Annotated in this window: 15 protein-coding genes and 1 riboswitch; of the genes, 6 read left to right on the top strand and 9 right to left on the bottom strand. The window is 72.2% G+C overall.

Annotated features, from left to right (window positions below):
- Positions 1 to 22: 22 nt before the first annotated feature.
- The 3 genes from recJ to DSM104299_RS15005 all read left to right on the top strand — a co-directional run bounded on the left by recJ (position 23) and on the right by DSM104299_RS15005 (position 6,176).
- A complete protein-coding gene (recJ, locus tag DSM104299_RS15015; RefSeq protein WP_272472442.1) occupies positions 23 to 2,578 on the top strand; it encodes a single-stranded-DNA-specific exonuclease RecJ in 2,556 nt (851 codons plus the stop codon).
- The gene (locus DSM104299_RS15010; RefSeq protein WP_272472441.1) at positions 2,533 to 4,896 is read left to right on the top strand and encodes a RelA/SpoT family protein; all 2,364 of its coding nucleotides are present in this window, start codon (positions 2,533 to 2,535) and stop codon (positions 4,894 to 4,896) included. Before recJ ends, DSM104299_RS15010 begins: the two co-directional genes overlap by 46 nt.
- A gap of 143 nt (positions 4,897 to 5,039) precedes the next feature.
- Positions 5,040 to 6,176 carry a M24 family metallopeptidase gene (locus DSM104299_RS15005; protein ID WP_272472440.1) on the top strand — a complete coding sequence of 379 codons (1,137 nt, stop codon included), beginning with the start codon at positions 5,040 to 5,042 and terminating at the stop codon, positions 6,174 to 6,176.
- On the opposite strand, the gene DSM104299_RS15000 is transcribed toward DSM104299_RS15005, so the two are convergent.
- From DSM104299_RS15000 to DSM104299_RS14975, 6 genes are all read right to left on the bottom strand, one after another.
- Positions 6,173 to 6,478, bottom strand: a complete 306-nt coding sequence (locus tag DSM104299_RS15000; RefSeq protein ID WP_272472439.1) for a DUF1330 domain-containing protein — start codon at positions 6,476 to 6,478, stop codon at positions 6,173 to 6,175. The genes DSM104299_RS15005 and DSM104299_RS15000 overlap by 4 nt on opposite strands.
- 34 nt (positions 6,479 to 6,512) lie before the next feature.
- Positions 6,513 to 7,142 carry an MSMEG_1061 family FMN-dependent PPOX-type flavoprotein gene (locus DSM104299_RS14995; protein ID WP_272472438.1) on the bottom strand — a complete coding sequence of 210 codons (630 nt, stop codon included), beginning with the start codon at positions 7,140 to 7,142 and terminating at the stop codon, positions 6,513 to 6,515.
- Between the two features lie 5 nt (positions 7,143 to 7,147).
- Positions 7,148 to 8,137, bottom strand: a complete 990-nt coding sequence (locus DSM104299_RS14990; protein ID WP_272472437.1) for a diacylglycerol/lipid kinase family protein — start codon at positions 8,135 to 8,137, stop codon at positions 7,148 to 7,150.
- Between the two features lie 338 nt (positions 8,138 to 8,475).
- Positions 8,476 to 8,877 (bottom strand): TIGR03668 family PPOX class F420-dependent oxidoreductase, encoded by a 402-nt coding sequence (locus DSM104299_RS14985; RefSeq protein ID WP_272472436.1) that lies wholly within the window; start codon positions 8,875 to 8,877, stop codon positions 8,476 to 8,478.
- On the bottom strand, positions 8,874 to 9,719 hold the full coding sequence (locus DSM104299_RS14980) for an LLM class F420-dependent oxidoreductase (RefSeq protein ID WP_272472435.1): 846 nt from the start codon (positions 9,717 to 9,719) through the stop codon (positions 8,874 to 8,876). The genes DSM104299_RS14985 and DSM104299_RS14980 overlap by 4 nt, the downstream gene beginning before the upstream one ends.
- A 131-nt stretch (positions 9,720 to 9,850) precedes the next feature.
- Positions 9,851 to 10,849 carry a magnesium transporter CorA family protein gene (locus DSM104299_RS14975; RefSeq protein ID WP_272472434.1) on the bottom strand — a complete coding sequence of 333 codons (999 nt, stop codon included), beginning with the start codon at positions 10,847 to 10,849 and terminating at the stop codon, positions 9,851 to 9,853.
- A gap of 132 nt (positions 10,850 to 10,981) precedes the next feature.
- Positions 10,982 to 11,070: riboswitch (SAM riboswitch) on the top strand.
- Positions 11,071 to 11,130: 60 nt separating this feature from the next.
- Between DSM104299_RS14975 and thrC the strand changes: the two genes are divergently transcribed.
- Complete coding sequence (thrC, locus tag DSM104299_RS14970; RefSeq protein ID WP_272472433.1) at positions 11,131 to 12,396, top strand: threonine synthase; 1,266 nt, start codon at positions 11,131 to 11,133, stop codon at positions 12,394 to 12,396.
- Positions 12,396 to 12,674, top strand: a complete 279-nt coding sequence (locus tag DSM104299_RS14965) for a ubiquitin-like small modifier protein 1 (protein ID WP_272472432.1) — start codon at positions 12,396 to 12,398, stop codon at positions 12,672 to 12,674. The genes thrC and DSM104299_RS14965 overlap by 1 nt, the downstream gene beginning before the upstream one ends.
- On the opposite strand, the gene DSM104299_RS14960 is transcribed toward DSM104299_RS14965, so the two are convergent.
- A complete protein-coding gene (locus tag DSM104299_RS14960) occupies positions 12,671 to 13,366 on the bottom strand; it encodes an alpha/beta fold hydrolase (protein WP_272472431.1) in 696 nt (231 codons plus the stop codon). The genes DSM104299_RS14965 and DSM104299_RS14960 overlap by 4 nt on opposite strands.
- On the opposite strand from DSM104299_RS14960, the gene DSM104299_RS14955 reads away from it, so the two are divergent.
- Positions 13,365 to 13,772: a hypothetical protein gene (locus DSM104299_RS14955; RefSeq protein WP_272472430.1), complete on the top strand. Its 408-nt coding sequence runs from the start codon at positions 13,365 to 13,367 to the stop codon at positions 13,770 to 13,772. The genes DSM104299_RS14960 and DSM104299_RS14955 overlap by 2 nt on opposite strands.
- On the opposite strand, the gene DSM104299_RS14950 is transcribed toward DSM104299_RS14955, so the two are convergent.
- Complete coding sequence (locus DSM104299_RS14950) at positions 13,674 to 14,666, bottom strand: sigma-70 family RNA polymerase sigma factor (protein ID WP_272472429.1); 993 nt, start codon at positions 14,664 to 14,666, stop codon at positions 13,674 to 13,676. The two genes, DSM104299_RS14955 and DSM104299_RS14950, sit on opposite strands and share 99 nt — an antisense overlap.
- A gap of 43 nt (positions 14,667 to 14,709) precedes the next feature.
- The gene (locus DSM104299_RS14945) at positions 14,710 to 15,354 is read right to left on the bottom strand and encodes a glutathione S-transferase family protein (RefSeq protein ID WP_272472428.1); all 645 of its coding nucleotides are present in this window, start codon (positions 15,352 to 15,354) and stop codon (positions 14,710 to 14,712) included.
- Positions 15,355 to 15,565 lie beyond the last annotated feature (211 nt).

The following is a 15,565-nucleotide window of genomic DNA, read 5'->3' as shown; positions in this document are numbered from 1 at the left end:
CGCGCTGGCATCTTGCGGGGTGATGCTCACACCGCGACTCGACGTCCCGCCGTGCGACAGCGCCGCGGCGCTGGCGCTGGCGCGCGATCTCGGGATGAGCTTCCCGGTCGGCCAGGCGCTGGTGCGGCGTGGGATCACCTCGCTCGACGACGCGCGCGCGTGGCTGGCGGGCGTCGACGAGCATCCGGCGTCGGCCTTCCGGGGCATCGACGAGGCGATCGCGGTCCTGCTGCGCCACGCCCAGGCCGGGACGCGGATCACGGTCCACGGCGACTACGACGTCGACGGCGTGACGTCCACGGCGATCCTCGTGCGCGCGCTGCGCGGGGTGGGCGCGGTCGTCGACTGGTACCTGCCGTCGCGTGCTGAGGACGGCTACGGGCTGAGCGCCGCGACCGTCGAGAAGCTGGCGGCGCGCGGCACGAAGCTGCTGGTGACGACCGACTGCGGGATCACGGCGGTCGACGAGGTCGCGCTGGCGAAGTCGCTCGGCCTGGACGTCGTCGTCACCGACCACCACTCGCCGCGGGCCGACGGCCGCCTGCCCGACGCGCCGATCGTCCATCCGGCCGTGTGCGGCTACCCGTGCCCTGACCTGTGCGCCGGCGGCGTCGCCCACAAGGTGGCGGGCGCGCTGCTGGAGGCCGCCGGCCACGACGCGGCGATCGCGCTGGCCGACCTCGACCTGGTGGCCCTGGCCACCGTCGCCGACTGCGTGCCGCTGCGTGGGGAGAACCGGCGGCTGGTGCGGCAGGGGCTGGTCGCGCTCGGGCGGACCGAGAAGCCCGGTCTGCGCGCGCTGATGCGGGTGGCGCGCGTCGATCCGACGCGGGTCGACGCCCGCGCGCTCGGCTTCGGCCTGGCGCCGCGGATCAACGCGGCCGGGCGCCTGCACCGGGCCGACGCCGCGCTGGAGCTGCTGCTCTCGCACGACGAGGCCCACGCGACCGAGATCGCCGAGGAGCTCGACCGCGCGAACGCCGACCGGCGCTTCGTCGAGCAGCGGATCACCTTCGAGGCCGAGGCCCAGGTCGCCGAGCTCGGCGACCAGCCGGCCTACGTCCTCTGGGCCGACGGCTGGCACGCGGGCGTGATCGGCATCGTCGCGTCGCGGATCGCGGAGCGCCACCACCGGCCGGTCGTGATGATCGCGCTGCGCGAGGGGGAGGCCGAGGGGACCGGGTCGGGCCGCTCGATCCCGGCGTTCGACCTCCTCGGCGGCCTGGACGCGTGCGCGGAGTCGCTGATCCGCCACGGCGGCCACCGCGCCGCCGCGGGCTGCACGATCGCGCGCACCTCGCTCGACGCGTTTCGCGCGGCGTTCTGCGCGCACGCCGAGCGCGTGCTGGCGCCGGAGGATCTCGTGCCGGTGGAGCGCGTCGACGCGGTCGTGTCCGGCGACGAGCTGGGCCAGGGCCTGGCCGAGGAGCTGGGCCGGCTGGCGCCGTTCGGCATCGGCAACCCGTCGATCTCGCTGCTGGTCCCGGCCGCGCGCCTGGTGAACCCGTACCCGATGTCCGAGGGCAAGCACGTCCGCTTCACCGTCGAGGCCGGCGGCATCCGGGCCAAGGCCGTCGCCTTCGGGATGGGCGGGCTGCCGGAAGGCGCCGCCGAAGGCCGCCTCCACGCGACGTTCACGCTCGAGCTCAACGAGTACCAGGGCGCGGTCGAGCCGCGCCTGCTGCTGCGCAAGCTGCTGCCGGCCGTCGAAGAGGCCCCGGAGCTCGTGGGCGAGGCCGCGCCCGGGTCCGCGGAATGGCGCGAGGCCGTGCTGGCCGCCGCGACGAGCCGCGCGCCGCAGCTCGCGGGCGTCGTCGCCGCCGCGGAGCGCTCGCTGGCCGCGGCCCCCGGATCCTCTGCCGCCGCGCCGCGCGACGCGGCGGCGTCCGCCCGCACGCTCGCCTCCGCCGCCTCGCGCGCCGTCTCCGGCCCGTCCGCCGGGCCCGGCCCCGCGCAGCGCACGGTCCGCGACCGTCGCGGCACCGGCCTCGCCGGCACGATCGCCGCGCTCGTCCATACCGGCGAGCCGGTCCTCGTCGTCGCCGCCGACGGCCCCGCGCGCGTCCGCCAGCTCACCGGCCGCCTCGGCGGCTTCGCGATCACCAGCTGGGACGTGCTGGAGCGGGAGCCGGGCCTGGTCGACGGGTACCACCATCTCGTGGCCCTCGATCCGCCCATGCACCCCGACCAGGAGGCTGTGCTCACGGCCGGCGATCCCACCCGGATGGCCCATCTGGCCTGGGGGGAGCCTGAGCTACGCTATTCCCGGGATGTCCTGGATCGAGATACGGCGCTGCGCCCCGCCCTCGTCGGTGCCTATCGCGCCCTGCGCGACGGCTCGGCGCTGGACGCCGCGCTCGCCCAGCGTCCCGCCCACGCCGCGGGTCGGCTCCTCGCCGTCCTCGTCGAGCTGGGGTTGGTCGAGGTCGATCCGGCCGACGGGTCCGTCACGGTCCCGGCGGCCCAACACACGGACCTGGAGCGCTCGCCGGCCTTCGTCGCCGCCCAGCGCCGCCACGCGGAGGGGACGGCATGGCTGACCAGCGCGAGCGCGACCGCACCACGGCAGGCGGCGTAGAAGGAGACGGGGCGGCCGTCGACAACGGCGACCGCACGCCCGTCGACGTCATCGCCCATCCCGCCGAGCACAGCGCGGTCGCGCGCGCCGACCTCACCGCCACCGAGCGCCGCCTGCTCTCCGACCTCTTCGCGATCGTCGAGGAGCACGCCGAGGAGGCCGCGCTCCCGATCGACCGCGGCCGCGTCGAAGAGGCGTTCGTGTTCGCGTGCGAGCACCACGCCGACCAGCGCCGCAAGTCCGGCGAGGAGTTCATCTTCCACCCGGTCGGCGTCGCGAAGATCTGCGCCGGCATGCGGCTGGACACCGACACGCTCGTCGCGGCGCTGCTGCACGACACCGTCGAGGACACGTCCGCGTCGCTCGAGGAGGTCAAGGAGCTCTTCGGTGAGGAGGTCTCCGCGCTCGTCGATGGCGTCACCAAGCTCACCGGCATCACCTTCACCTCGCGCGACGAGGCCCAGGCCGAGAACTACCGCAAGATGATGGTCGCGATGGCCTCGGACATCCGGGTCATCCTCATCAAGCTCGCCGACCGCCTGCACAACATGCGGACGATCGACGCGATGCCCAAGCAGAAGCAGATCGAGAAGGCCAAGGAGACCCTCGAGATCTACGCGCCGATCGCGCACCGCCTGGGCATCCACGCCATCAAGTGGGAGCTGGAGGATCTCGCCTTCGCCGCGCTGCACCCGCGCAAGTACCAGGAGATCAAGGGCCTGGTCAACCAGCAGCGCGAGGAGCGCGAGGACTACGTCAAGTCCGCCGGCGACGAGCTGTCGCGCGAGCTCGAGGCCCTCGGCATCACCGCCCGCATCTCGGGGCGCGCGAAGCACTTCTACTCCATCTACTCCAAGATGACCAAGAAGGGCCGCGAGTTCAACGAGATCTACGACCTGACCGCGATGCGCGTCGTCGTCGACTCGGTCAAGGACTGTTACGGCGCCGTCGGCGTCATCCACTCGCTCTGGAAGCCGCTGCCCGGCCGCTTCAAGGACTTCGTCGCGATGCCGAAGTTCAACATGTACCAGTCGCTGCACACGACGGTCATCGGGCCCGAGGGCCTGCCGTTGGAGATCCAGATCCGGACCAAGGACATGCACGACATGGCCGAGTTCGGGGTCGCTGCGCACTGGATGTACAAGCAGGATCCGGGCAAGAAGGCCAACGGCGGGCCCGAGGGCGACGACAAGCTCAAGTGGCTGCGGTCGATGCTCGACTGGCAGCAGGAGCTCCATGACCCCAAGGAGTTCATGGAGACGCTCCGGGTCGACCTGTTCGACGAGGAGGTCTTCGTCTTCACGCCCAAGGGCGAGGTCAAGTCGCTCGCGCAGGGCGCGACGCCCCTGGACTTCGCCTACGAGGTCCACACCGAGGTCGGCCACCGCTGCGTCGGCGCGAAGGTCAACGGCAAGATCGTCCCCCTCAACTACGCGCTGGTCAGCGGCGACATCGTCGAGATCCTGACCTCCAAGCGCGACCGCGGCCCGTCGCGCGACTGGCTGGCGCTGGTCAAGACCACGCGCGCCCGCAACAAGATCAAGCAGTTCTTCAAGGCCGAGTCGCGCGAGGACACCGAGCACAGCGGCCGCGAGATCCTGCAGGAGGCGCTGAAGAAGCAGGGCCTGCCGCCGCAGAAGATCGTGTCGTCGCCGCTGCTGGCCGACGTCATCCGCGAGATGGGCTTCCGCAAGGCCGACGACTTCTACATCGCGCTCGGCGGCGCGAAGATCTCCGCCAAGGTCGTCGTCAACAAGGTGATGCAGCGCCTGAAGCAGGGCGAGGCCGCCGAGGAGGACAACGATCCCGCACAGGAGCTGGTCAGCACCCGCCGCGCGCGCCGCCAGCCGACCGGCAAGGCCGGCTCCTACGGCATCCGCGTCGACGGGGTGGAGGACGTGCTCGTCCGCCTGGCCAAGTGCTGTCGCCCGGTGCCGGGCGATCCGATCGTCGGCTACGTGTCGCTCGGCCGCGGCATCACGATCCACCGCGACGACTGCCCCAACACGGTCGCGCTGCGCAAGGACCCGGAGCGCTTCGTCCGCGTCCACTGGGAGGGCGACCACCAGACGGCCTTCCGCGTCGAGCTCCAGGTCGACGCCTGGGACCGTCACCGGCTGCTGGAGGACCTGTCCCGCACGTTCGCGGAGGCCGGCTTCAACATCGTCGAGGCCCGCTGCATCGTGAGCTCGCCGATGGTCCAGAACCGCTTCGTCGTCGAGGTCCCCGACACCCAGGGCCTCAAGCAGGCCGTCCAGCGCCTGCGCAACATCGAAGGCGTCTTCGACGCCTACCGCATCACCCCGGGCGCCAACTAGCTGGGCGGTTCTGCGTGCCGCCTCGCCGCGCCTGACGGTCGCTGACGCGCTTCACGTGCTGGCGCACGCTGCCGCTGCGCCAGCGACGTCAGCCACGACGATGCGGGCCGCAGGTTCGCCCTGGCGAGATATGGTCGGACGCCATGTCCGATGTCTTCCTCTACAGCGACACCGAGCGCAGCGCCGCGCTGCGCCACGAGATCCCGATCGCGATCGGCGATCCCTTCGGCTACGCCGAGGTCGGCGGCCGGACGATCGTCCTGACGAGCTCGCTGGAGCAGGATCGGATCGCCGCCGCGCGGCCCGACGCCGAGCTGATCGAGTGGGGCGACATCGGCTTCTACGACCTGCTGGAGAGCGGGCTGCCGCGCGATCAGATGATGTTGGAGCTCGTCTCGCGCGCCGTTGCGCGGATGGGGTTGCGTGCCGCGACCGTCGACCCCGACTTCCCGCTCGCCGTCGCCGACCGCCTGCGCGCCGACGGGATCGTCCTCACGCCCGACCACGACACCTTTGCGCAGCGCCGCCGCGCGAAGTCGCCCGCCGAGCTCGCCGGCATCCGGCGCGCGCAGAAGGCGGCCGAGGCCGGGATGGCGGCGGCCGCCGCCGTGCTGCGCCGGGCCGTGCCCGAGGGCGACAAGATCGTGATCGACGGCGAGCCCGTCACCGCCGAGCAGGTCCGCGCCGCGCTGCGCGACGCGTGCGCCGCCGCCGGCGCGCCCGCGCCAGCCGACGTCATCGTCGCCGGCGTCTGGCAGGGCTTCGGCCACGACCCGGGCGTCGGGCCGCTGCCGGCGAACCTGCCGATCCAGATCGACCTGTGGCCGCGCGACGAGGCGTCGGGCTGCTGGGCCGACATGACGCGGACGTTCGTGGTGGGGGAGGTCGACGACGCGACGCGCGCTCAGGAGGCGCTCGTCGCCGAGGCGTTCTTCAAGGTCCGCGACGCGGTCCGGCCCGGCATCACCGGCCGCGAGCTGCACGCGATGACGTGCGACGTCTTCGAGGCCGCCGGCCACAAGACGCAGCGCACCGGCCCGGGCGACGACCCCAACGAGGGCTTCCAGTTCTCGCTCGGCCACGGCATCGGGCTCGAGGTCCACGAGGATCCCGGCATGGGCCAGAGCGGCCGCTCCCCGCTCGTGCCCGGCGACGTCCTGGCGATCGAGCCCGGCCTGTGGGAGCGCGAGATCGGCGGCGTCCGCTACGAGGACCTGCTGCTCGTCACCGACGACGGCTGCGAGGTCCTCACCGACTACCCCTATGACTTGACGCCCTAGACGCCGTCGACCAGCGTGAGCCGGCGCCGCAGCGCGCCGCGCCGCGCGATCGTCAGGGCGGGCGCGTACTCCGGCGACGCGTACCACGTCTGCGCCGACGCGACGTCGTCGAACTCCACGACGACCAGGCGCTCGTCGCCGCGCTCGCCCTCCAGGACCTCGGGCGCCGCGCCACGCACCACGTAGCGCCCGCCGTGCGCCGCGATCGACGCGGCCGCGAGCTCCTTGTAGCGCTCGGCCGCCTCGCGGTCCGCGATCTCGACCTCGGAGATGATGTACGCCTTTGACGTCGTGCCGTTCATCGGCCGGACGCTAGCCCTTCGAGCGCGCTCTAGGTCAAGCCAGGCGCTCGCGCAGCGACGTCTCGAGGTAGGCCTCGACGTCGGCGAGCGTCGCCGCGGTGTCGCGCTGGTGAGCGTGCATGACCTCGGCGGCGGTCGGGACGTCGTCCAGCGCGGGCCAGGACTCGGGCTTCCAGAGGGCGGAGCGGACGAGCGCCTTCGGGCAGTGCGCGTAGACCTCGTCGGCGGCGACGACGATCGCGGTCTTCGGCGGCTTGCCGACGGCGCCGGCCCGCTCCAGGACCGCGGGCGCCGCCGTCACGCACGCCCGGCCGTTGACGCGCAGCGTCTGCTCGCGGCCCGGGATGAGGAAGAGCAGCCCGACGTGGCCGGTGTCGATGATGTTGGTCAGCGTGTCCAGGCGCCGGTTGCCGGTCGCGTCGGGGATCGCCAGATGCTGCTCGTCCAACACGCTGACGAACCCGGCCGGTCCGCCGCGCGGCGTGGCGTCGCAGCGACCCTCGGCATCCGCGGAGGACACGATGACCAGCGGCGACGCGGCGATCAGCCGGCGGACGACGTCGTCGAGGCGCGCGACGTCCTTCTCCCACGCCTGCCGCGTCGCCGGCGGGTACAGCTCCGCGAGCTGATCGGTCGACTCGAGGGCGCCGGCGAAGGGATCCATGCCCTCTAGGACACCACGAACAGCGGCTTCTCGTCCACCGAGTAGGCGGCGTCGGTGACATCGCCGATGTAGTCGCCGTCCACGTGCAGCGGCACGGGACGGCCGTCGACGCTGCGGACCACGACGTCGCCGACGCCGGCGAAGCCGTCGACCTGGCGGTGGCGCGCGAGCTGCGCGCGCTCCGAGAACAGCCGGTACATCACGCCGGGCATCACGGTCGGGCGCGTCGAGCGCAGGACGACGCCGGCCAGCGTGGGATCCGTCAACCGGGCGCCGTGCGCTGCGTGGATCGGCAGCTTGCGGAAGTAGGTGTAGGGCTCGCCCTTCTGGACCAGCACCGTGACGCCCGGGATCGCCGCGCCGCCGTCGGTCACCGTCTCCAGCCGCGGCGGCTTGGCGACGTACTTGCCCAGGAACTCGCCGAAGCCGCACCAGGCGAAGTAGTAGGGGCCGAAGCGCGCCTTGAGGTGCGGGTGGGCGTCGACCCGGGCGACGACGCTGGCGTCCAGGCCCAGGCCGGAGGAGAACAGGAAGCGCCGGTCGTTGACCATCGCCATCCGGACCTCGCGCGGCTGCCAGTCGTCGGCGATGCGCAGCAGGTGCTCGGTCGCGTCGACGATGTCGTTCGGGATCCCGAGCATCCGCGCGTACACGTTGGTCGAGCCGCCCGGCAGGCAGGTCAGCGGCGTCTGCGAGCCGCGCAGGCCGTTGGCCGCCTCGTTGACGGTGCCGTCGCCGCCGAACGCGACGACGACGTCGTAGCCCTCGCCGGCCGCCTCGCGCGTCAGCGCGGTGGCGTGGTCGCGGGCCTCGGTGTCGACCGCGTCGACGTCGTAGCGGCCCTGCAACGCGTACACGACGAGGTTGCGCAGGCGGTCGGAAACCGTTGTCGCGTAAGGGTTGACGATGACGAGCATGCGCTTGCGCTCGACGGGGGCGTTCAGCGCGAACTGGTCGCCGAGCGCTTCGAGCGACGAGAGTGAGGCGGCGGGCACGTGACGGACTACACCGACAGGGCCTCCGGGTCACACGAGCTGACGGTGCGGTCACCCGCACCGGCCAGACGCAGGCGACCACGACTGTTGGGCGCCCTCGCACGGAGTTGAATCCTTCTCGTGACCTCCCTGCGGATCTCCCACCGAGAGCTCGTGGCACTCCTCCTCGTTGCGGGTTCCGTCTTCGTGGCCGCAGGGACCGCCGACGCCGCCGTGACAACGACATCGCCGCCTGCCAGCGGCGCGGCAGGCGTCAGCTTCCAGTCCGTGCCCTAGGGCCGGTCGCGCTCGCTCCTCAGGCAACTGCCGGGGCGAGCGCGATCGGTGCGCACGACGCCCTACGCCCTCCAGGACGTGATGTGCTCGACGTCGAGCGCGATGACCGGTCCCGACGGGCGCTGCGCGCGGTACTGCGGGTAGCGCGCGACGAGCAGGTCGACGTAGTCCGGGGCGTCGTCGAGCACGCGGGCCGTGCCGTCCGCCCGGACCCACCAGAGCTGGTTCCAGTCCTCGTCGTCGTACTCGTCGGCCAGCAGCGACGCGCGCGGGTCGGCGCGGACGTTGGCAAGGCGCGCCAGCTCGCGGGTGCGCTTGGGCTTGTGGTCGACCGCGTGGACGAGCGTCTCGCCCGCGATGGCGAAGGTCACGGGGATGAGGGTGGGCGCTCCGGTCCGGGCGGAGATCGAGGCGAAGCGCGCGACGCGCGCGGTGGCCAGCAGCGCCCAGGGGTCGACGCTCACGCCGGACGGTCGTGCCGCCGCGCCATGGCGGCCTCGACGCGGTCCAGCTCAAGCTCGACGACGCTGCGGCGAGCCGACGGCAGCCAGAACAGGACGCGGTCGACGCCGGCGTTCTCATAGGCCTCGAGGACTTCGAGGTCGTCCGCCGGCGGGCCCATGACCACCACGTCGATCGGCCGCTCGGCCCGCCGGCGCAGCTCCGCGATCCGCTCGACGACCCCGCTGCCGTGGTTGGGCATCCACGCGTCGCCGTATTCGAGCACGCGATCCAGGACCGTCGGCCCGCTGCCGCCGACCAGGATCGGCGGGTGCGGTCGCTGCAGCGGCTTGGGGTCGCTCCAGATGCGGTCGAAGGAGACGAAGTCGCCGTGGAACGACGCCTCGTGCTGCGTCCAGATCGCCTTCATCGCCAGGACGTGCTCGCGCATGCGCTTCATCCGCGTGCGCGGGTCGACGCCGTGGTTGGCCATCTCCTCGCGGTTCCAGCCGGCGCCGATGCCGAGGTCGAAGCGCCCGCCGGAGAGGTGGTCGAGCGACGCGACCTCCTTGGCGGTCGTGATCGGGTCGCGCTGCGGCACGAGCGCGATCCCCGTCCCGACGCGCAGCGCCGACGTCGCGGCCAGCGCGTAGGCGCTCGCCACGAACGGATCGTAGGTGTGCACGTACTTGCGCGGCAGCGGCGGCGCGCCCTCCACGCCACCCCACGGCGTCTCGCGCGACGCCGGGATGTGCGTGTGCTCGGCCCACATCAGCCACCGATGACCTCGCTCCTCGACGAGCCGCGCGAGCTCCGCGGGCCCGAGACCATCGTGGGTGGGGAAGTAGGCGACGCCGGCGTCCATAGGGCCGATGGTAGGGCGATCCTGCGGCCCGACCGGTCGTGGCTGGCGTCGCCGGCGCAGCGGCAGCGTGCGCCAGCACGTGAAGCGCGTTGGCGACCGTCAGGCGCGGGCGGGCGGGCCGCAGGGTCGCCCTACAGCCAGCCGCGCTTGCGGAACCACAGGACCATGCCGGTCAGCACCGACAGCATCACCGCGATCGTGATCCAGAACGCGTGGATCGACCCTTCGCCCGGCACCCCGACGTTCATGCCCAGCACCGAGGCGATCAGGGTGAGCGGCAGCATGATCACGCTGAACGCGGTGAGGACGCGGATCGAGTCGTTCAGGCGGTGCGAGAGCACGGACTCGTTGGTCGTCTCGAGCCCCTCGATGACCTCGCGGTAGTTCTCCAACATGTCCCAGACGCGCTCGGACGCGTCGTTGATGTCGTCGAAGTAGATGTCCAGCTCGCCCGTCACGTAGCGCTTGGTGCGCTCCAGGTCCTTCAGCGCGGCGCGCTGCGGCCGGACGATCTTGCGGAAGTTGATGATCTCCTGCTTGGCGTTGGAGAGGTCGCGGACGATCTCGCGGTTGGCCTCCTCGTCGAAGATCGCCTGCTCGAGCCGCTCGAGCTTGAGCCCCATCTTGCGCAGCATCGGGAACGAGGCGTCCACGCACGCGTCGACCACCTTGTACAACAGGTAGCCGGCGCCCTTGTTGAACATGTCCTCGCGGACGTCCTCGTTGTTCTGGCAGCGGTCGAAGACGTACTGCAGCGGCGCCAGCGACTCGTTGGGCAGCGTGATCAGGAAGTCCGGCCCGACGAAGATGTCGAGCTCGGCCGCGTTGAGGCGGTTGACGCGCTTGTCGTAGACCGGGAAGTGCAGGACGACGAAGAGGTAGCCCTCGTACTCGTCGACCTTCGGGCGCTGGTTGCGCGAGAAGACGTCCTCGTAGTCCAGCGGGTGGAAGTCGAAGTGCTCCTCGAGCCAGGCGCGGTCGATCTGCCGCGGGCGCTCGATGTTGATCCAGCGCAGGCCCTCGAACTCGACGACGTCGACGTTCGGCGTCTCAGGCTCTACGACATGCGCGATCCCATCCGCACGAGAGCGGGCAGCACGACGCAGAGGCGGGCGGGGCAGCCTCGGCATGGCGACTGAAGGGCTCGTCGACGGTGGGGATCACAACGCCAGGGAGTCTATCGGGCGACAAGGCGGAGGCAGGCCGCTGCGGCGCGGGTTGCGAGCTCAAGAGCGCTTGCTAATCTTCCGACCACATAGCTGTACACGTCCAGAGGGGTGGAGGGACTGGCCCGATGAAACCCCGGCAACCCCCGCTTAGGCGGGAAGGTGCCAATTCCTGGAGACGTGTGGCGCAGGAAGCCACTTCTTCGTCACACAACACCATCACGACGAAGAACTGGGGTTCCCGAATGGCTGTCACCAACCTGGCCTGTCGCGAGTGCGGCACGGAGTACGAGCTCACCGCGCAGTACGTGTGCTCGAAGTGCTTCGGCCCGCTGGAGGTCAAGTACGACCACAGCGCGCTCGCCGACGACGTCGCGTCGCTCAAGCGCCGGATCACGTCCGGCCCGCAGAACATCTGGCGCTACGTGGACTTCCTGCCGCTGGTCGACGGCCAGCCGGGGCCGAGCGCGAAGATCCTCTCGCGCGTGGGCCTGCCGGCCGGGTGCACGCCGCTCGTGCGCGCCGACCGCCTGGCCGAGCGCCTCGGCCTCAAGGAGGTCTGGGTCAAGAACGACGCGCACAACCCCACGCACTCGTTCAAGGACCGCGTGGTCTCGGTCGCCGCGGCGCGCGCCCGCGAGCTGGGCTTCGACACGCTGGCCTGCGCCTCGACCGGCAACCTCGCCAACGCCGTGGCCGCCGCGGCCGCCGCGCTGGGGATGCCGTCCTACGTCTTCATCCCGTCCGACCTCGAGGAGCAGAAGATCCTCGCGACCGGCGTCTACGGCACCAACCTGATCAAGGTCCGGGGCAACTACGACGACGTCAACCGGCTGTGCACCGAGGTCAGCGGCGAGCAGGACTCGTGGGCCTTCGTGAACGTCAACATGCGCCCGTACTACGCCGAGGGCAGCAAGACCCTGGCCTACGAGATCGCCGAGCAGCTCGGGTTCCGCACGCCGGACCGCGTCGTCGCGCCGATCGCCAGCGGGTCGTTGTACACCAAGATCGCCAAGGGCTTCGACGAGTGGCGTGAGCTCGGGCTCATCGAGGGCGAGGCCCCGACGATGAACGGCGCCCAGGCGCTGGGCTGCTCGCCGGTCGCGACCGCGTTCGCCGCGGGCACCGACGTCTGCCGCCCGGTCAAGCCGGACACGATCGCCAAGTCCCTGGCCATCGGCAACCCGGCCGACGGCCCCTACGCCGTCGAGCTGGCCAACCGGACCGGCGGCGGCGTCGACAGCGTCACCGACGAGGAGATCAAGGCCGGCATCCGCCTGCTCGCCGAGACGACGGGCATCTTCACCGAGACCGCCGGCGGCGTCACGACCGCGACGCTGGCCAAGCTCGCCGACCGCGGCGACATCGATCCCGACGAGCAGGTCGTGCTCGTCATCACCGGCGACGGCCTCAAGACGCTGGACGCGGTCCGCGACACGTTCGAGGCCCACGAGATCGAGCCGAAGTTCTCCGAGTTCGAGGACAAGGTCCTGGCCGGGGTGTCGGCCTGATGGCCGTCACGGTCAAGCTGCCGACGCAGCTGCGCGCCGCCGCCGGCGGCGCGGCGAAGATCGCGGTCGAGGGCGAGACCGTCGGCGCCGTGCTCGAGGCGCTCTACGGCGAGCACCCCGAGCTGAAGGACTCGCTCTCCGACGGCGACGGCGGCCTGCGCCGCTTCGTCAACGTCTACGTGGACGGCGAGGACGTGCGCTTCGGCGACGGCCTCGCGACCACGGTCAAGGACGGCGGAGAGGTCCAGATCCTTCCCGCGGTAGCCGGCGGCCGCTAAGCCGCAGAACGCAGCAGCCACTGCGCGGTCGCTTCCGGCTGCGCGAGGCAGGCGAGGTGGCCGGCGTCGACGGCGTCGGCCTCCACGCCGAGGCGGTCGCGGCTCAGCTGCCGCATGAAGGCGTAGGGGAACAGGCGGTCGTGGCGGCCGAGCAGGACGCGGGTCGGGATGTCCGGCCAGGCGGAGAGCGGGAACGGCTCCTCGAAGGGCTTGTCGGCCTGCTGCGGCGGGTCGCCGGCGTAGGCCTCCTCGACGATCTCGGGCGCGACGTCGTGGAAGAACGCCTCGCGCTCGTCGAACGGCGCGTCGGGGTCGCGGCCCTCGCGCTCCTCGTTGGCGCGCCGCGCCGCCAACTGGCCGCTGCCCGCCCACCAGCCGCTCGCCGACTCACCCGGCGCCGGGATCATCGGGCAGACCAGGAGCAGCCCCGCGACGTCGGCCCGCTCGGCCGCCAGCGGCGCGCTGAACGCGCCCATCGACTGGGCGACGAGCGTGACGCCGGTCCGCCCGCCAACCGCCTCGAGGATGACGTCGGCGTACGCGTCGAGGCCCGCGTCCTCGTCCCCGGCGGGGAGATCGACGGCGATGGCGTCATGACCGGCCGCGCGCAGAAGGGGAGCGACGCGCGACCAGTACCAGCCTTCGCCGCCCGCGCCGGGAACGAGGACGAACGGGGAGGAGGGAGGGGTCATGCGCCTCGGACGACCCGCGGCGGCGAAACTCATCGGCGGTCGTCCTGACCCCACCGATCACTTTCCGCCACCTGCGCCGTCTCAGCAGGCAGACATGTGCGCCGTGCACCGCCACGAACGGGCGGCGACCCTCGTGGTCGTCGTCGACGACGGGACCGAGCTGGTCGTCGGCCACATGGCCGATCGCCCCGACCTCGGCTGCGTCAACGCGCTCGCGCGGCTCCAGCTCGCCGCGGGCCGGTGCGGCTGGTCGCTCGTCGTGCGCGACCCGCATCCCACGCTCGGCGGGCTGCTGGAGCTCTGCGGCCTAGGCGGCGTCGTCGTGCTCGAGCCGCTCGGGCAGCCCGAACTGGGCGAACAGCTCCGGGTAGATGAAGTGGTGCAGCCCGGAGATCTTGCCCCCTGAGGTCTCGATCACCACGACCGCCCACGGCGTGTAGCCCGACCCGTCCGCCGCGCGGTTGTAGATCCCCATCGCCGGCCCGCCGTTGGCCGCCGTGACCACGACCTTCGACCCCTCGCACTTGGCGCCGGTCGTCGTCATGAACCTCACGATGTCGTCCGGCCCCTGGACCCACAGCGGGAACGGCGGCATCGAGAACGCCGCGTCGCGCTGGAGCAAGGCCACCAACTCGGTCATGTCGTAGCGCTCGAACGCGTCGACATAGCGGGCCAGGAGGTCCTGCTGCTCGGCGTCGTCGCCGAGCTCGCTCGGCGCGGACGTGGCGTCGAGGTCCAGCGACCCCAGCGTCGCCCGCGCCCGCTGCAGCGCGCTGTTGACCGACGCGACCGACGTCTCCAGCAGCTCGGCGACCTCGGACGCCTGCCAGCGCAGCACCTCGCGCAGGATCAGCACCGCGCGCTGGCGCGCCGGCAGGTGCTGCAGCGCGGCGACGAACGCGAGGCGGAGCGTCTCGCGCCCCGCCGCGATCTCGGCCGGGTCGCCCTCGTTGGGCACCACGCGCGCGTCGGCGATCGGCTGCACCCAGGAGTCCAGCGCCGGGCCGAGCGCCGCGTCGGCCGCCGACGCGGGGCCGAGGTCCATCGGCTGCGCGCGCCGCTGCGGCGTCTGGAGCATGTCGAAGCACACGTTCGAGGCGATCCGGTAAAGCCACGACTTCAGCGCGGCCTGCTCCTGGAGCGTCTCGGCGTTGCGCCACGCGCGCACCATCGTCTCCTGCACAGCGTCCTCGGCCTCGGACCCCGAGCCGAGCATGCGGTAGCAGTAGCCGGTGAGCGCGCGCCGATGCATCTCCAGCTCCCGCGTGATCGTCGCCCCTGCGTCAGCTCCGACAGGCATCGCCGCCCATCGTACGCGGGCATCGACGATCGAGTCCAGGGCGTTACCCGTAGATCGAGCGCCCCGCGCCCGGGTGCGCGCTGACCGGGTAGGGCTGGACGTCGTCGATGTGGCCGGGGAGGCCGGCGACGCGCTCCAGCCACGCGTCGACCGCGCGGAAGTCGTCCATCGGCAGGCCGGCCTCGTGCGCGGCGTGCGCGTAGCCGAAGAGCGCGATGTCGGCGATGGTGTAGGTGTCGCCGACGAGGAACGCGTGGTGCTGGAGGTGCTCGTCGAGCAGCGTCAGGACCTCGATCGCGCTCTCGCGCCGGGCGATCGCCGGCGCGTCGCCCGCCGCCCAGCGCCCGGTCAGCAGCCGGAAGCGCAGGCCGCCGATGGCCGGCAGGAAGTCGGCCTGCTCCCAGAGCAGCCAGCGCAGGATCTGCGCGCGCGTCCACGGGTCGGCCGGCAGCAGCGGCGTGCCCTCGGCGAGGTGCCAGAGGATCGCGCCGGACTCCGGCAGGACGCGGCCGTCGTCGTGCTCGAGGACCGGGACGGTGCGCGCCGGGTTCAGCGCGCCGAAGGCCTCGGTCAGCGTCTCGCCGGCGAAGATGTCGACCTCGACGCGCTCGACGTCGAGTCCGAGCTGCGCGATCAGCAGGCGGACCTTGTAGGCGTTGCAGGAGGCGGCGTAGTCGTAGAGGCGCATGTCGGGCGTTCAACGGCGCAGCAGCGCGCGACGTGAGGTCGGGCTCCGCCGGTTTCCGGTAGAGGAGCGGTCGCGCGACAGGAAGCTTGCCGGCGCTGCCGTGCCGACGTAGCGTCGGACGCGCCATGCGCGCGCGGGTGGGCGTCCCCGCGCGACCGGTGACGGCGACGCGCAGGACGTCGTCGTGACCGATCCGCTGCCGGCCGGCCTG

Origin of the sequence: Baekduia alba (assembly GCF_028416635.1) — a bacterium.
Classification (GTDB): domain Bacteria; phylum Actinomycetota; class Thermoleophilia; order Solirubrobacterales; family Solirubrobacteraceae; genus Baekduia; species Baekduia alba.
This window is presented reverse-complemented; position numbering and strand designations above follow the sequence as displayed.

What these genes read in the sequence shown, in the direction of transcription:
- recJ (WP_272472442.1), top strand. Translation starts at nt 23, where the DNA reads ATGCTCACACCGCGACTCGACGTCCCGCCGTGCGACAGCGCCGCGGCG.
- DSM104299_RS15010 (WP_272472441.1), top strand. Translation starts at nt 2,533, where the DNA reads ATGGCTGACCAGCGCGAGCGCGACCGCACCACGGCAGGCGGCGTAGAA.
- DSM104299_RS15005 (WP_272472440.1), top strand. Translation starts at nt 5,040, where the DNA reads ATGTCCGATGTCTTCCTCTACAGCGACACCGAGCGCAGCGCCGCGCTG.
- DSM104299_RS15000 (WP_272472439.1), bottom strand. Translation starts at nt 6,478, where the DNA reads ATGAACGGCACGACGTCAAAGGCGTACATCATCTCCGAGGTCGAGATC.
- DSM104299_RS14995 (WP_272472438.1), bottom strand. Translation starts at nt 7,142, where the DNA reads ATGGATCCCTTCGCCGGCGCCCTCGAGTCGACCGATCAGCTCGCGGAG.
- DSM104299_RS14980 (WP_272472435.1), bottom strand. Translation starts at nt 9,719, where the DNA reads ATGGACGCCGGCGTCGCCTACTTCCCCACCCACGATGGTCTCGGGCCC.
- DSM104299_RS14975 (WP_272472434.1), bottom strand. Translation starts at nt 10,849, where the DNA reads ATGCCGAGGCTGCCCCGCCCGCCTCTGCGTCGTGCTGCCCGCTCTCGT.
- thrC (WP_272472433.1), top strand. Translation starts at nt 11,131, where the DNA reads ATGGCTGTCACCAACCTGGCCTGTCGCGAGTGCGGCACGGAGTACGAG.
- DSM104299_RS14965 (WP_272472432.1), top strand. Translation starts at nt 12,396, where the DNA reads ATGGCCGTCACGGTCAAGCTGCCGACGCAGCTGCGCGCCGCCGCCGGC.
- DSM104299_RS14955 (WP_272472430.1), top strand. Translation starts at nt 13,365, where the DNA reads ATGCGCCTCGGACGACCCGCGGCGGCGAAACTCATCGGCGGTCGTCCT.
- DSM104299_RS14960 (WP_272472431.1), bottom strand. Translation starts at nt 13,366, where the DNA reads ATGACCCCTCCCTCCTCCCCGTTCGTCCTCGTTCCCGGCGCGGGCGGC.
- DSM104299_RS14950 (WP_272472429.1), bottom strand. Translation starts at nt 14,666, where the DNA reads ATGCCTGTCGGAGCTGACGCAGGGGCGACGATCACGCGGGAGCTGGAG.
- DSM104299_RS14945 (WP_272472428.1), bottom strand. Translation starts at nt 15,354, where the DNA reads ATGCGCCTCTACGACTACGCCGCCTCCTGCAACGCCTACAAGGTCCGC.